7 protein-coding genes are annotated in these 15,449 nt (G+C 47.7%); 6 read left to right on the top strand and 1 reads right to left on the bottom strand.

Going from position 1 to position 15,449, the window contains the following annotated elements:
• Positions 1–4: 4 nt before the first annotated feature.
• The 3 genes from KTR07_RS08620 to lpxA are packed head-to-tail and all read left to right on the top strand — an operon-like array spanning position 5 to position 5,406.
• The gene (locus KTR07_RS08620) at positions 5–3,220 is read left to right on the top strand and encodes an efflux RND transporter permease subunit (RefSeq protein WP_008767547.1); all 3,216 of its coding nucleotides are present in this window, start codon (positions 5–7) and stop codon (positions 3,218–3,220) included.
• 11 nt (positions 3,221–3,231) lie between these two features.
• On the top strand, positions 3,232–4,617 hold the full coding sequence (locus KTR07_RS08615; protein WP_022471689.1) for an efflux transporter outer membrane subunit: 1,386 nt from the start codon (positions 3,232–3,234) through the stop codon (positions 4,615–4,617).
• A gap of 18 nt (positions 4,618–4,635) precedes the next feature.
• The gene (gene lpxA / locus KTR07_RS08610; RefSeq protein WP_117577451.1) at positions 4,636–5,406 is read left to right on the top strand and encodes an acyl-ACP--UDP-N-acetylglucosamine O-acyltransferase; all 771 of its coding nucleotides are present in this window, start codon (positions 4,636–4,638) and stop codon (positions 5,404–5,406) included.
• A 60-nt stretch (positions 5,407–5,466) separates the two neighbouring features.
• Here the strand turns inward: lpxA and KTR07_RS08605 are convergent, their stop codons facing one another.
• Positions 5,467–6,108 (bottom strand): carbohydrate-binding family 9-like protein, encoded by a 642-nt coding sequence (locus KTR07_RS08605; protein WP_008762936.1) that lies wholly within the window; start codon positions 6,106–6,108, stop codon positions 5,467–5,469.
• A 111-nt stretch (positions 6,109–6,219) separates the two neighbouring features.
• Between KTR07_RS08605 and KTR07_RS08600 the strand changes: the two genes are divergently transcribed.
• From KTR07_RS08600 to KTR07_RS08590, 3 genes are all read left to right on the top strand, one after another.
• Positions 6,220–10,284, top strand: coding sequence for a two-component regulator propeller domain-containing protein (locus KTR07_RS08600; RefSeq protein ID WP_117981513.1), 4,065 nt, complete (start codon positions 6,220–6,222; stop codon positions 10,282–10,284).
• A 299-nt stretch (positions 10,285–10,583) separates the two neighbouring features.
• A complete protein-coding gene (locus KTR07_RS08595) occupies positions 10,584–12,119 on the top strand; it encodes an arylsulfatase (protein ID WP_117981512.1) in 1,536 nt (511 codons plus the stop codon).
• 159 nt (positions 12,120–12,278) lie between these two features.
• Positions 12,279–15,440 carry a TonB-dependent receptor gene (locus KTR07_RS08590; protein WP_117981511.1) on the top strand — a complete coding sequence of 1,054 codons (3,162 nt, stop codon included), beginning with the start codon at positions 12,279–12,281 and terminating at the stop codon, positions 15,438–15,440.
• Positions 15,441–15,449 lie beyond the last annotated feature (9 nt).

The raw sequence follows: 15,449 nt of genomic DNA, 5'->3' as shown, positions 1-15,449 counted from the left end.
TCGTATGAAATTAGATAAATTCATTAACCGTCCGGTACTATCAACAGTTATTTCCATTTTGATAGTTATCCTAGGTGCTATCGGATTGGCAACACTGCCTATCACACAGTATCCGGACATTGCGCCTCCTACCGTATCGGTAAGAGCCACATATACGGGTGCCAGTGCATCGACCGTATTGAACTCTGTAATTGCCCCTCTGGAAGAGCAGATCAACGGTGTAGAAAACATGATGTACATGACTTCCAACGCATCCAATACCGGTTCCGGTGATATCTCGATCTACTTCAAACAAGGAACTGATCCGGATATGGCTGCCGTTAACGTACAGAACCGTGTTTCCATGGCACAAGGTTTGCTACCTGCCGAAGTTACCAGAATTGGTGTGACTACTCAGAAACGTCAGACATCCATGCTGGTAGTATTCTCTCTTTACGATGAAACCGATACATATACAGATGCTTTCATCGAGAACTATGCAAAAATCAACCTGATTCCTCAGGTTCAACGTGTACAGGGTGTAGGTGATGCCAGTGTGATGGGTCAGGACTACTCCATGCGTATCTGGCTGAGACCGGACGTAATGGCTCAGTATAAACTGATCCCCAACGACGTATCTACCGCTTTGGCTGAACAGAATATAGAAGCGGCTCCGGGACAATTCGGTGAACGTAGTAACCAGACTTTCCAATATACCATTCGTTACAAAGGACGTCTGCAACAGCCGGAAGAGTTTGAGAACATTGTCATCAAGTCTCTGCCTAACGGTGAGGTACTTCGACTGAATGATATTGCGGAGATTCAGCTGGACCGTCTGGGATATAACTTTACCAACCGTGTAAACGGACACAAAGCTGTAACCTGTATCGTTTATCAGATGGCTGGTACAAATGCTACGCAAACCATCACTGATATCCAGAAATTATTGGATGAAGCATCCACAACACTGCCTTCGGGATTGAAGATTAACGTTTCTATGAACGCCAACGACTTCTTGTTCGCTTCTATCCACGAAGTGTTGAAGACATTGATCGAGGCATTTATTCTGGTATTTATCGTAGTATATATCTTCTTGCAGGATTTGCGTTCTACCTTGATTCCGACCATTGCTATTCCGGTAGCCCTTATCGGTACATTCTTCGTACTGTCACTGATCGGATTCAGTTTGAACTTGCTGACCCTGTGTGCCCTTGTGCTTGCCATTGCGATTGTGGTCGATGATGCGATTGTGGTTGTTGAGGGTGTACATGCCAAGCTCGATCAGGGATATACATCCGCCCGTCTGGCATCTATCGATGCGATGAACGAATTGGGTGGTGCCATCGTATCTATCACACTGGTCATGATGTCCGTGTTTATTCCGGTAAGTTTCATGGGTGGTACGGCAGGTACGTTCTATCGCCAATTCGGTTTGACAATGGCTATCGCTATCGGTCTGTCCGCATTGAACGCCTTGACACTGAGTCCGGCATTGTGTGCCGTTCTTCTGAAACCGCATACTGATCATGGAGATAAGAAACAAACACTTGTTTCTCGCTTCCACACTTCTTTCAATGCCGCTTATGACTCTATATTAAAGAGGTATAAGAAACGCGTACTCTTCTTTATCCAGAAAAAGTGGTTGTCAATGGGATTGGTAGTTCTCTCTATCGTATTGCTGATCTTCTTTATGAACACTACTCCGACAGGTATGGTCCCTAATGAAGATACCGGTACGCTGATGGGAGCTGTAACACTACCTCCGGGTACATCACAAGACCGCTCGGAACAAATACTGGCACGTGTAGACAGTCTGATTGCTGCGGACCCTGCCGTAGCTTCACGTACATTGATCTCCGGTTTCAGTTTCATTGGTGGTCAGGGACCGTCTTACGGTTCTTTCATTATCAAACTGAAAGACTGGGATGAACGCTCCATGATTCAGAACTCAGACGTTATCGTCGGTTCTTTATACATGCGTGCGCAGAAGATTATCAAGGAAGCACAGGTATTGTTCTTCGCTCCTCCTATGATCCCCGGTTACTCGGCATCTACGGATATCGAGGTGAACATGCAGGACAAGACAGGTGGTGACCTGAACAAATTCTTTGATGTAGCCAACAACTACACCGCAGCATTGGAGGCGCGTCCGGAAATTAACTCTGCAAAAACGACCTTCAACCCGAACTTCCCGCAATATATGATTGATATTGATGCGGCAGCTTGTAAGAAGGCAGGTATCAGCCCAAGCGATATTCTTAGCACGATGCAGGGATATTACGGAGGTTTGTACGCATCCAACTTCAACCGTTTCGGTAAGATGTACCGCGTAATGATTCAGTCGGACCCGTTATCACGCAAGAATCTGGAATCACTGAATAATGTCAAGGTTCGTAACAACCAAGGCGAAATGGCTCCGATTTCCCAGTTCATCTCTGTAGAGAAGGTATACGGACCTGATATTATCAGCCGTTTCAACTTGTATACTTCCATGAAGGTGATGGTAGCTCCGGCTTCCGGTTATACTTCCGGTCAGGCACTGGCTGCACTGGCAGAAGTGGCCAAAGAAAACCTTCCGGCAGGTTACACTTATGAACTAGGAGGTATGGCTCGTGAGGAAGCACAAAGTAGCGGCAGTACGACTGGTTTGATCTTTATCCTTTGTTTCGTATTCGTTTATTTGCTGTTGAGTGCTCAGTACGAAAGTTATATTCTTCCGCTGGCCGTATTGTTATCCATTCCGTTCGGTTTGCTAGGCAGCTTCCTGTTCGTCAACGGAATGAGCGCGATCGGTAGTATATCGGCCTTGAAAATGATACTCGGTACCATGTCCAACAATATCTATATGCAGATTGCGTTGATCATGTTGATGGGTCTGTTGGCAAAGAACGCGATCCTGATTGTAGAGTTTGCCCTCGACCGTCGTAAGATGGGTATGAGCATCACATGGGCAGCCGTTCTGGGTGCCGGTGCCCGTCTCCGCCCGATCCTGATGACCTCATTGGCTATGGTAGTCGGTCTGCTTCCGTTGATGTTCGCATTCGGTGTAGGTGCCCACGGTAACCGTACACTGGGAACAGCTTCTATTGGTGGTATGTTGATCGGTATGATCTGCCAGATCTTCATCGTTCCTGCTTTGTTCGTTATCTTCCAGTACCTGCAAGAGAAGGTTAAACCGATGGAATGGGAAGACATCGACAATACGGATGCCGTAACTGAGATTGAACAATACGCTAAATAATGAAATTCGATATGAAGAAACAGATTCTATATATGGTGTGTGCAACTGCTCTCCTGAGCAGCTGCCACATCTATAAGTCGTATGACAGACCCGAAGATATTACCGCTTCCGGCCTGTATCGTGATCCGGCAGCGGACAATGATACATTAGCTTCGGATACCACCAACTTCGGTAACCTGCCGTGGAGAGAAGTCTTCACCGACCCACAGCTCCAGTCTCTCATCGAACAGGGACTGAAACAAAACACTGACCTCCTTTCCGCTGCATTGAACGTCAAAGCGGCAGAAGCGTCTCTGATGTCAGCCCGACTGGCTTATGCACCGTCCATCGGTTTGTCTCCACAGGGAACAATCAGCAGTTTTGACAAGAACGCAGCAACTAAAACGTACTCATTGCCGGTTACTGCCAGTTGGCAAGTAGACCTGTTCGGGCAACTGCTGAACTCCAAACGAAATGCACAAGTCACCCTGAAACAGACAAAGGCCTATCGCCAGGCTGTACAGACACAAGTTATTGCCAACATTGCCAACATGTATTATACCTTGCTTATGCTCGACCGCCAGCTGGAGATCACTCAGGCTACGGCTGAGGTACTGAAACGTAATGCTGAAACCGTACAGGCACTTTCGGAAAGATCGACCTACACATCTGCCGCTTTAGCACAAAGCAAAGCTGCCTATGCACAAGTAGTGGCTTCCATCCCCGACATCGAGCAGAGCATCCGCGAAACGGAAAATGCCCTGTCTACCTTCCTGGGAGAAGCTCCGCACGCGATCAAACGTGGTGTACTGGAAGCACAGGCACTTCCTGAGGAACTTTCCGCAGGGATTCCTTTGCAGTTGTTATCTAACCGTCCGGACGTAAAAGCAGCCGAAATGTCCTTGGCAAGCTGCTATTATAATACGAACTCTGCCCGTGCCGCTTTCTATCCGCAGATCACTCTCAGCGGTTCTGCCGGATGGACGAACAGTGCAGGTTCCGCCATTATCAATCCGGGTAAGTTACTGGCTTCCGCTATCGGTTCACTGACTCAGCCATTGTTCTACCGTGGTACGAATATTGCCCGCCTGAAAGCAGCGAAAGCACAGGAAGAACAAGCTAAATTATCTTTCCAGCAAACGTTGTACAATGCCGGAAGCGAAGTCAGCAATGCGCTAAGTTTATACCAAAACACCAGTAAAAAGGCTGAATCCCGCCAAATGCAGGTAGAATCTGCCAAGAAAGCTTCGGAAGATACAAAAGAATTGTTTAACTTAGGGACGTCAACCTATCTGGAAGTATTGTCGGCACAGCAATCTTATCTGAGCGCACAGATTTCTCAGGTTTCCGACTGTTTCGACAAGATGCAGGCTGTGGTCAGCCTCTACCAGGCATTAGGCGGTGGAAGAGAAGATTAACTTTAAACATATACTATTATGATTAGTCCGTTAGCTTACGTAGACCCCGAAGCGAAATTAGGCAAGAATGTAACTGTCTTGCCTTTCGCCTACATCGAGAAAGATGTGGAAATCGGCGATGACTGTACCATCATGTCATACGCCAGTATCCTGAAAGGTACAAAAATGGGGAAAGGAAACAAAATACATCAGAATGCTGTCCTGGGAGCAGAACCGCAAGACTTTCACTATACAGGGGAAGAAAGCAGTCTGATCATCGGAGACAATAACGATATCCGTGAGAATGTAGTAATCAGCCGTGCCACTTTTGCAGGAAATGCTACCAGAATTGGAAACGGGAACTACCTGATGGATAAGGTACACCTTTGCCATGATGTGCAGATCAGCAATAATTGTGTGGTAGGAATAGGTACTACAATTGCAGGAGAATGCTCATTAGATAATTGTGTGATCCTAAGCGGCAACGTAACGTTGCACCAATATTGTCACATTGGTAGCTGGACACTTGTACAAAGCGGATGCCGCATCTCCAAAGATGTTCCTCCCTACGTAATTATGTCCGGTAATCCTGTTGCCTATCATGGAGTGAATGCAGTCGTTCTGTCACAGCATCACAATACGTCGGAAAGAATCCTTCGTCATATTGCCAATGCTTACCGGTTGATCTATCAAGGTAATTTCAGTGTTCAGGATGCTGTCCAGAAGATTATCGATCAGGTTCCGATGAGTGAAGAAATCGAGAATATCGTGAATTTCGTAAAAGGTTCGGAACGTGGGATTGTGAAATAGACAAAATACACTTTTCATAGAGAAAGGGTGATGTCTTTTTACGGACATCACCCTTCTTATTTATTCAAACTCCAGCGTACCGAAGAAGTCGGGACGATGGAAGTCCGGTTTCTCAATCTTTATCGGATTCCATGACAGGAAGTGAGGGGTTTGCAGTTCATCCCCGCATTTATAGAAATTCGCTTTAACTTCCTTTCCATCCAGTGACTGTATCTGATGCTTGAAGAATGCAGCATAAGGAATAATCAAGGCTACTTCCCAAGTCGTATCGTCCACACGTTCTTCGAAGGGTTCATTGCCCAGACTGGACCAACGCTGCACGAGAGCCGTCACTTCTTTCGGAGCGTGTTCCCGACCGTTACGGGCTGGTCCGGCACCGATCAGAATCGTTCCGATGCAGTTACATTCTATATTATAATAGATTCCGTCACTGGCCGGAACAGAGAAAAACTCCACACAGGAATCAGTCCATACAGATCCATTGTCTTCTCCATACTTGGCACGTACACTTTCTTCTCTGACTTTGAAGTGCAACAGAATAGAATCTTTGGTATGCGCAATCCGGAAACTTACTTTTGGCTTGTAAGGATATTCAGCCCAGTTGACACACTGAACCGGCTGGAAATCTATCTTTTCCTCATCAAATAATTTAGGAAGCGAACAAGCCTCTACATTAGCAGAACTAATTTTCTTTACTTTCATATATCTTTCGTTTGGAGGATACAAATATAGTTACTTTCTCCTAATAAGGTTCCCGAAAATCAAATAAAAACAATATATTTGCCATTAGTAATACCCTAAACAACCGAATTAGTGAGAAAAACAATCCTTTTATTTCTGCTATTTTTAAGCGTAACTGCTGTCCGTACGTTAGGACAAAATATTACTTTCAGCCATTTGACCACAGATGACGGACTTTCCCAGTTTTCTGTCAACAGCCTATACATTGACGAACGGGGTATTATATGGATAGGTACGCGCGAAGGGCTGAACCGTTATAACGGTAACGATATCAAAAGTTTCAAGCTCAAGAAGAATGATCCGAACAGTCTGTTCAGCAATACCGTGCTCCGTATCACAGGTAATAAGAACGGGAAGGTTTACCTGCTTTGCACCGACGGTGTAGCCGAATTTGACATGACCACTCAACGATTCAAAACCTTGTTGCAAGGCAATGTGGACGCTATCTACTACAACGAAAAACTATATATCGGAAAAAGAGAAGAAGTATTCGTTTTCAACGAGAACACGAACAACTTCGACCTTTACTACCACCTTGCCGGGAAAGACATTAACCTATCCTGCCTCCATCTGGACGAGAAGAAAAACCTGTGGATGGGAACCACCAGCAATGGTGTTTACTGCCTGTCGGACGACAAGCAACTCTCTCAGCCCATCACGAAAGGAAACATAGCCAGCATCTACGAAGACTCATCCAAAGAACTGTGGATTGGCAGCTGGGAAGAAGGACTCTACCGTATCCGTACAAACGGTACCATCGACAACTTCCGCCACGACCCGAAGAATCCGAACAGTATATGTTCCGATTTTGTCAGAAGCTGCTGCGAAGATAATCTGGGAAATCTATGGATCGGAACTTTCCACGGCTTGAATCGCTACGATAAGACCACGGGACAGTTCCAACTTTATACCGCCAATGACAACAAACCCGACGGACTCACCCACTCTTCCATCTGGTGTATCGTGAAAGACGAACAGGGAACCCTGTGGCTGGGAACTTACTTCGGCGGTGTCAACTACTTCAATCCGGAATATGAGATCTATACCCGCTATAAAGTGGGAGACACGGAGAAAGAAGGATTAAGCAGTCCCATCGTCGGCAGAATGACGGAAGACAAAGACGGTAACTTATGGATCTGCACCGAAGGCGGCGGCGTGAACGTCTATAACCGGAAAAACAATACTTATCGCTGGTACCGCCATGAAGAAGGTAGGAACAGTATCTCGCACAACAACGTCAAGGCAATCTATTACGATCGGACAGAGGAGATTATGTGGATCGGCACACACTTGGGAGGACTGAACAAACTCGACCTGCGCACCAACCGCTTTACCGTTTACCGGATGAAAGCGGGAGACCCGACCACACTGCCTTCGGACATTGTACGCGACATCGTGCCCTACGAAGACAAACTGATCATCGCCACGCAAAACGGAGTCTGCCTTTTCAATCCGGCTACAGGCACCTGCGAGCATCTTTTCAAGGATACCAAAGAAGGCAGAAATATCGGTATGGTGGCCAGCCTCTACATCGACAAGGACGGAACGCTATGGGTTTCCGCTACTGGAGAGGGCGTATATTCTTACCGCTTCGACACCGGCAAGCTCACCCACTATGCACACAATCCCTCCATTCCGAACACTCTCAGCAACAACAATGTCAACAACATCATGCAGGACAGCAACGGTAACCTGTGGTTCTCCACTTCCGGAAGCGGGCTCGACCGTTACCGCAAGGAGAGCAACGACTTCGAGAACTTCGATATGCAGAAAGACGGACTATCCAGCGACTGTATCTACGAAGTATTCGAGTCGTCCATACAAAAGGGAGACTTGCTGCTGATTACCAATCAGGGATTCTCCCAGTTTGACTACCCGCAGAAGAAGTTCTACAACTACGGAACAGAGAACGGCTTCCCGCTGACTGCCGTCAACGAAAACGCATTGTTCGTGACACATGACGGAGAAGTATTTCTGGGCGGTATCCAAGGTATGATTTCTTTCTGGGAAAAGAAACTGCACTTTACGCCCAAGTCCTACAGCATCATCCTTTCCCGCCTGCTGGTCAACGGAAAGGAAATCTCTGCCGGAGACGACACCGGCATTCTGGAACAATCCATCGCCTATACACCGGAAATCAGCCTGAAAGCCGATCAATCCATGTTCAGCATAGAATACGCCACTTCCAACTTCATCCCTGCCAACAGGAATGAAATCGTCTACCGCCTCGAAGGTTTCTCCGACGAATGGAATCACACCGACCGCAAGCAGACGCTTATCACTTATACCAACCTGAATCCGGGCAAATATACGCTCGTCATCAAGTCGGATGGAGACGGTATTGAAGAAGCCCGACTCCTGATCCGCGTATTACCACCCTGGTATGAGACATGGTGGGCTTATCTGATTTACACCATTTGCACCGTCAGTCTGTTATGGTATCTCATTCAGAACTACAATTCCCGCATCAAACTGCGTGAGTCACTGAAATATGAAAAGAAGCACATCGAAGACCTCGAAGCATTAAACCAATCCAAGCTGCGCTTCTTTACCAACATCTCCCACGAATTCCGCACTCCGCTGACGTTGATCGTAGGACAGGTAGAAACGCTGTTGCAAGTACAGACATTCACACCTAATATTTATCACAAGATATTGGGAATTTACAAAAACAGCCTCCAACTGCGTGAACTAATTACGGAACTGCTCGACTTCCGCAAGCAGGAACAAGGGCACATGAAAATCAAAGTCAGCCGACATAATCTGGTGAACTTCCTGTACGAGAATTATCTGTTATTCCTTGAATACGCCAGCAGCAAGCAAATCAATTTCAAGTTCAACAAGCAGTCGGATGATATTGAAGTATGGTACGACCAGAAGCAGATGCAGAAGGTAGTGAACAATCTGCTGTCCAACGCATTGAAGCATACGAAAGCGGAAGATACCATCTCCATCAACGTATCGCAGGAGGATAAACAGGTCATTATCGAGATCAAAGACACGGGAACAGGCATTGCCGCCGCCGAGATCGACAAGATATTCGACCGTTTCTATCAGACCGAACGCCTCGATTCACTGAATACCGGAGCCGGCACGGGCATCGGACTGGCATTGACAAAAGGTATCATCGAACTTCATCACGGAACCATCCGTGTAGAGAGCGAACCGGGCAAGGGAAGTCGTTTTATCATTACGCTAAAATCGGGTAACCAGCACTTCACGGAGGAACAAATCATACGGGACAATGCCGACGCCAACATCCAGCAACAACCGGAAACAATCGTTCCAACCGTAGAAATACTGCCCGACTCCGAATGGAAGGAGGAAGACAACAAACGCATCGAAGATGCGAAAATGCTGATAGTGGAAGACAACGAATCCATCAAACAAATGCTGGTAGGTATCTTCGAAACATTCTATCAGGTCACCACCGCTTCCGACGGTGTAGAGGCACTGGATATCATACAGAAAGATATGCCAAGCATCATACTGAGCGACGTTGTCATGCCACGTATGTCGGGTACGGAACTCTGCAAACAGGTCAAGACGGACTTCAACACCTGTCACATTCCGGTAGTACTACTGACGGCACGCACAGCCGTGGAACACAACATTGAAGGATTAAAAATCGGCGCGGACGATTATATCACCAAGCCGTTCAACACCAACCTCCTGATTTCCCGTTGCAACAATCTGGTGAACTCCCGACGGTTGCTACAGGAGAAATTCAGCAAACAGCCACAGGCTTTTGCCCAGATGCTTGCCACCAACCCGATGGATAAAGAAATGCTGGATCGTGCCATGGCCATCATCGAACAGCACTTGGATAATACGGACTTTAATGTCAACATCTTCGCCCGTGAAATGGGGATGGCACGTACCAATCTGTTCACGAAGCTGAAAGCCGTCACCGGTCAGACACCGAACGACTTTATATTAAGTATCCGTCTCAAGAAAGGGGCCGTCATGCTGCGGAACAATCCGGAGCTGAACATTACGGAGATTTCCGACCGCATCGGTTTCTCTTCTTCCCGCTATTTCAGTAAATGCTTTAAGGAGATTTACCACGTTAGTCCGCTTGCCTACCGCAAGGGTGAAGAAAAAGAGGAAGAAGGGAACGAAGAAACGGATCAATAACCCATAAACAGGTAAGCAAGTAGCATTTGTAACAGGAGAACCTATGCCAAAGTAGTTCCCTCCTGTTGGCACACTTGTGCCACGCTGCTGGCACGACCGTGCCATCGCAGTGGCACAGCTGTGCCAACAGCGTGGCACAAGATCCGGGCTACGATGTCAGGAAAAGGCATCCGTAGCCCCGAAACATTTAACCCTTTAGAATGGACTATTTTGTATCACACCTGTACATTCCTGCTCACTCATTTCCGCCAATCCTCTTATCTTTGTGTTCAGTAATCACTCCATAAAAGATCAACATTATGAAGAATGTCTCACGTTTACTACCGCTATTGCCCGGTATAGCCCTGCTGACCGGATGCAATCAGAAAGTACAAAAAGACAACGGACAAAACTCACAAAAGCCTAACATTATTTATATATTCGCGGACGACCTTGGCATAGGTGACCTTAGCTGCTATGGAGCAACGAAGGTCAGTACTCCCCATATCGACCGCCTTGCCGGACAGGGCGTACAGTTCACCAACGCCTATGCAACTTCCGCCACCAGTACCCCTTCCCGCTTCGGACTCCTGACAGGCATGTACCCGTGGCGACAGGAGAACACAGGCATCGCCCCCGGAAACTCGGAACTAATCATCGACACCGCCTGCGTCACCATGGCCGATATGCTGAAAGAAGCAGGTTACGCCACCGGAGTTGTCGGCAAATGGCATCTTGGACTCGGTCCGAAAGGAGGCACCGACTTCAACGGCCACATCACCCCCAACGCCCAAAGTATCGGCTTCGACTACGAGTTCGTGATTCCAGCAACCGTAGACCGTGTCCCCTGTGTATTCGTCGAGAACGGACACGTGGTAGGACTCGACCCGAACGACCCGATCACAGTGAACTACGAGCATAAAGTAGGCGACTGGCCTACAGGCGAGGAGAATCCGGAACTCGTAAAACTAAAACCCAGTCAGGGACATAACAATACGATAATCAACGGTATCCCCCGCATCGGCTGGATGACCGGAGGCAAGTCCGCTCTCTGGAAAGACGAAGACATCGCCGACATCATCACCGATAAAGCAAAGAACTTCATCGCCTCCCATAAGGAAGAACCTTTCTTCTTATATATGGGTACGCAGGACGTACACGTACCACGCGTCCCGCATCCCCGTTTTGCCGGGAAAAGCGGTTTGGGAACTCGTGGAGACGTAATCCTGCAACTCGACTGGACCATCGGAGAGATCATGAACACCCTCGACAGCCTCCAGCTGACGGACAACACCATCCTGATATTCACCAGCGACAATGGCCCCGTCATCGACGACGGCTACCAGGACCAAGCCTTTGAACGTCTCAACGGACATACCCCGATGGGTATTTACCGTGGTGGAAAGTACAGCGCTTACGAAGCCGGAACCCGCATTCCGTTCATCGTCCGCTGGCCTGCCAAAGTGAAGCCGAACAAGCAACAGGCTCTCTTCTCACAAATCGATATCTTTGCCTCACTTGCCGCTTTACTGAAACAACCGCTTCCGGAAGACGCAGCTCCTGACAGTCAGGAACATCTGAACACGCTTCTGGGAAAAGACTACACCAGTCGTGAATACATCGTACAGCAAAATCTCAATAATACGCTCGCCATCGTGAAAGGACAATGGAAGTACATCGAACCGAGTGACGCCCCCGCCATCGAATACTGGACAAAAATGGAACTGGGCAATGACAGGCATCCCCAGCTGTACGATTTATCCGCCGATCCATCGGAGAAAAACAATGTAGCGAAACAGCATCCGGAAGTTGTCAGGGAGCTGTCCGAACTGCTTGAATCGGTAAAGACAAGATAACCAATGAGAATAGCAGATTTGTATTATTTTGTATCAATCTTGAATAATTCTATCCATATGAGAACAATCAATGCGTATATCTTTGCCATCGTAAATTCAACAAAATCACTTAATTTTTAATATATGAAAAAACATCTATCCAACCAGACAAGAAAAAGGATGCTCTCCATTTTGGGAATGCTCCTGCTTTCTGTTCCATTTGTGCTTGCACAAGTACTTGTCAAAGGTACTGTGAAGGATAATCTAGGAGAAGGTGTTCCCGGAGCCAGTGTTCAGGTAAAAGGCACTTCGCAGGGAACGATCACCGACCTTGACGGTAAATTCACTCTTAACATCCCCCAAAAGAACGCTACCTTGGTTATTTCCTTTATCGGCTACGTCACCGTAGAACAAAAGGCGGACTCGCAAAAACCAATGGTCATCACATTAAAAGAAGATACTAAAACGCTGGACGAAGTAGTGGTTGTCGGCTATCAGGAAGTACGCCGCCGCGACCTTACGGGTTCCGTGGCGAAAGCCAACATGGCAGATGTACTTACCGCCCCCGTCGCTTCATTCGATCAGGCACTCGGCGGACGTATCGCCGGAGTAAACGTAACTTCGGGCGAAGGTATGCCGGGCGGCAACATGAGTATCGTGATCCGTGGTAACAACTCACTGACACAAGAAAACTCGCCGCTGTTCGTTATCGACGGTTTCCCGATAGAAGATTCATCGGCAGCCAGCACGCTGAACCCTTCCGATATCGAGTCGCTCGACTTCCTCAAAGATGCGTCGGCTACGGCCATTTACGGTGCGCGCGGTGCCAACGGTGTTGTCATCATCACCACCAAGAAAGGTAAGGTAGGACGGGCACAGTTGTCCTATGACGGTAGTTTCGGTGTGCAGCACGTCACCCGCACTATTCCGATGATGGATGCTTATGAGTTTGTCAAGCTACAGAATGAAATGTATCCTACCGTCGTTGCCGGCTCATACCTAATGAACTACGAAGGCAAGCAATGGACACTGGACGATTATAAAAACATACCGCAATATAACTGGCAGGACGAGATATTCAAGACTGCCTGGCAGCAGAATCATACGGTCAGACTTGCCGGTGGTACGGAAGGTGTACGCTACAATGCTTCCTTATCTTACTTCGATCAGGACGGTACGCTGATAGAAACCGGTTACAAACGTATGCAAGGACGTATGAACACAGTAGTCCGTCGCGGCAAACTGAACATGAGCCTGACCACCAACTATTCACGCTCTATCCAGACAGGTAGTACTCCATCATCCACCTCTTACAGTGGTATGAACAACCTTTTCTATAGCGTATGGGGATACCGTCCGGTGACTTCCCCCGACACTCCGCTCAGCTTCCTGATGGACAGTTCAACGGACAATGCCGTAGATTCAAGCAACGACTACCGTTTCAACCCGATCAAATCACAGAAGAACGAATACCGGAAGAGCTACACCAACAATCTTCAAATGAACGGATTCGCAGAATACGAAGTACTGAAAGGACTGAAACTGAAAGTTTCCGCCGGATATACTTATGATTCACGCAAGCAGGATCAGTTCAACAACTCGAATACCCGCTACGGAGGTCCTACCTCTACAGATAAAGTGAATGCTCAGGTAACCCGCCAGGAACGCCTGACATGGCTGAACGAAAACACCCTGACTTATCAGACTAACATCAAAAAGAAACACTTCCTCAATGTATTGGGAGGTATCACGTTCCAGAACTCGGACTATGAGATTTATTCATTCCGCACAACGCACATCCCCAACGAATCACTCGGTATGGCAGGCATGAGCGAAGGACAGGCAGGTACTACCACTTCGGCAAAGTCTTCATGGGCGATGTTATCATACCTCGGACGTGTGACTTACAACTATATGTCTAAATATTACGCTACCGTTTCTTTCCGTGCCGACGGTTCTTCCAAGTTCAACAAGGACAACCGTTACGGATACTTCCCTTCCGGTTCTCTCGCATGGAGCTTCTCGGAAGAAGAATTTATGAAGCCGTTGAAAAGTGTACTGTCCAGCGGTAAGGTTCGTTTGAGCTGGGGACTCACGGGTAACAACCGTATCGGCGAATATGATTATTATGCGCTGCTGGCGGTATTGAAATCAAGAGTCGGCTCGTATACATCGACAAACTCCCTCCCAAGCGGTGTTTATCCGTTCGACAATGATGCGACGAATGCAGGTGTTGTTCCTACTTCTCTGCCCAACAAGGATTTGAAATGGGAAACAACCGAACAATGGAACGCAGGTCTCGACCTCGGATTCTTCGACGAACGCATCGGTATAACGATGGATATTTACCGGAAGACCACCCGCGACCTGTTGCTGGACGCTTCCCTGCCTTTTTCTTCGGGTTATTACAGCGCTACCAAGAATATCGGTAAAGTACGTAACGATGGTCTGGAACTTAGTCTGAACACCGTCAACTTCCAGACACGCGCCTTCAAGTGGACGACTAACTTCAACATTTCATTCAATAAGAATAAAGTACTGGCATTGTCGGAGAATCAGACAGCCTTGCTGACTGCCGCGCAATTCGACCAGAACTACAACGGTCAGTCCAGCTACATCGCCAAAGTCGGTCTGCCGATGGGACTGATGTATGGTTATGTCTATGAAGGTACATACAAGTACGACGACTTCAACAAATCGGGTAACTCATACAGCCTGAAACCGGGAGTGCCCCACTACTCTACTGAGACCAACACTCAGCCGGGTATGCCCAAATATGCCGACCTTAACGGAGACGGAGTAGTTGACTCCAACGACCGTACGATTATCGGACGCGGACTTCCGATACATACAGGTGGTTTCACCAACAACTTTGAATATAAAGGCATCGATCTGAGCGTCTTCTTCCAGTGGTCATACGGCAACGATATCATGAATGCCAACCGCCTGTTCTTTGAAAGCTCCAACAACCGTTCACGCGAATTGAACCAGTTCGCCAGCTATGCCAACCGCTGGACACCGGAAAATCCGACCAGTGACATCCCTGCGGCTACCAACTCCTCTTCCAACCGTGTGATCTCTTCACGCATCATCGAAGACGGTTCGTACCTGCGTCTGAAGAACGTAACAGTAGGCTATACCTTCCCCGCCAAGCTGGTGAAGAAATGGAAGATAGACAAAGCACGTGTTTACGTTGCCGCACAAAACCTGTGGACATGTACCGGTTATTCCGGTTATGATCCGGAAGTATCTGTACGCAACAGTGCGCTCACTCCCGGTCTGGACTACTCTTCCTATCCGAGAGCATACTCTATCAGCTTCGGTGTAAGCCTGGGATTCTAAACGGATAAT

Origin of the sequence: Bacteroides sp. MSK.20.82 (genome assembly GCF_019052485.1) — a bacterium.
Taxonomy (GTDB): Bacteria; Bacteroidota; Bacteroidia; order Bacteroidales; family Bacteroidaceae; genus Bacteroides; species Bacteroides thetaiotaomicron.
This window is presented reverse-complemented; position numbering and strand designations above follow the sequence as displayed.

What these genes read in the sequence shown, in the direction of transcription:
- KTR07_RS08620 (WP_008767547.1), top strand. Translation starts at nt 5, where the DNA reads ATGAAATTAGATAAATTCATTAACCGTCCGGTACTATCAACAGTTATT.
- KTR07_RS08615 (WP_022471689.1), top strand. Translation starts at nt 3,232, where the DNA reads ATGAAGAAACAGATTCTATATATGGTGTGTGCAACTGCTCTCCTGAGC.
- lpxA (WP_117577451.1), top strand. Translation starts at nt 4,636, where the DNA reads ATGATTAGTCCGTTAGCTTACGTAGACCCCGAAGCGAAATTAGGCAAG.
- KTR07_RS08605 (WP_008762936.1), bottom strand. Translation starts at nt 6,108, where the DNA reads ATGAAAGTAAAGAAAATTAGTTCTGCTAATGTAGAGGCTTGTTCGCTT.
- KTR07_RS08595 (WP_117981512.1), top strand. Translation starts at nt 10,584, where the DNA reads ATGAAGAATGTCTCACGTTTACTACCGCTATTGCCCGGTATAGCCCTG.
- KTR07_RS08590 (WP_117981511.1), top strand. Translation starts at nt 12,279, where the DNA reads ATGCTCTCCATTTTGGGAATGCTCCTGCTTTCTGTTCCATTTGTGCTT.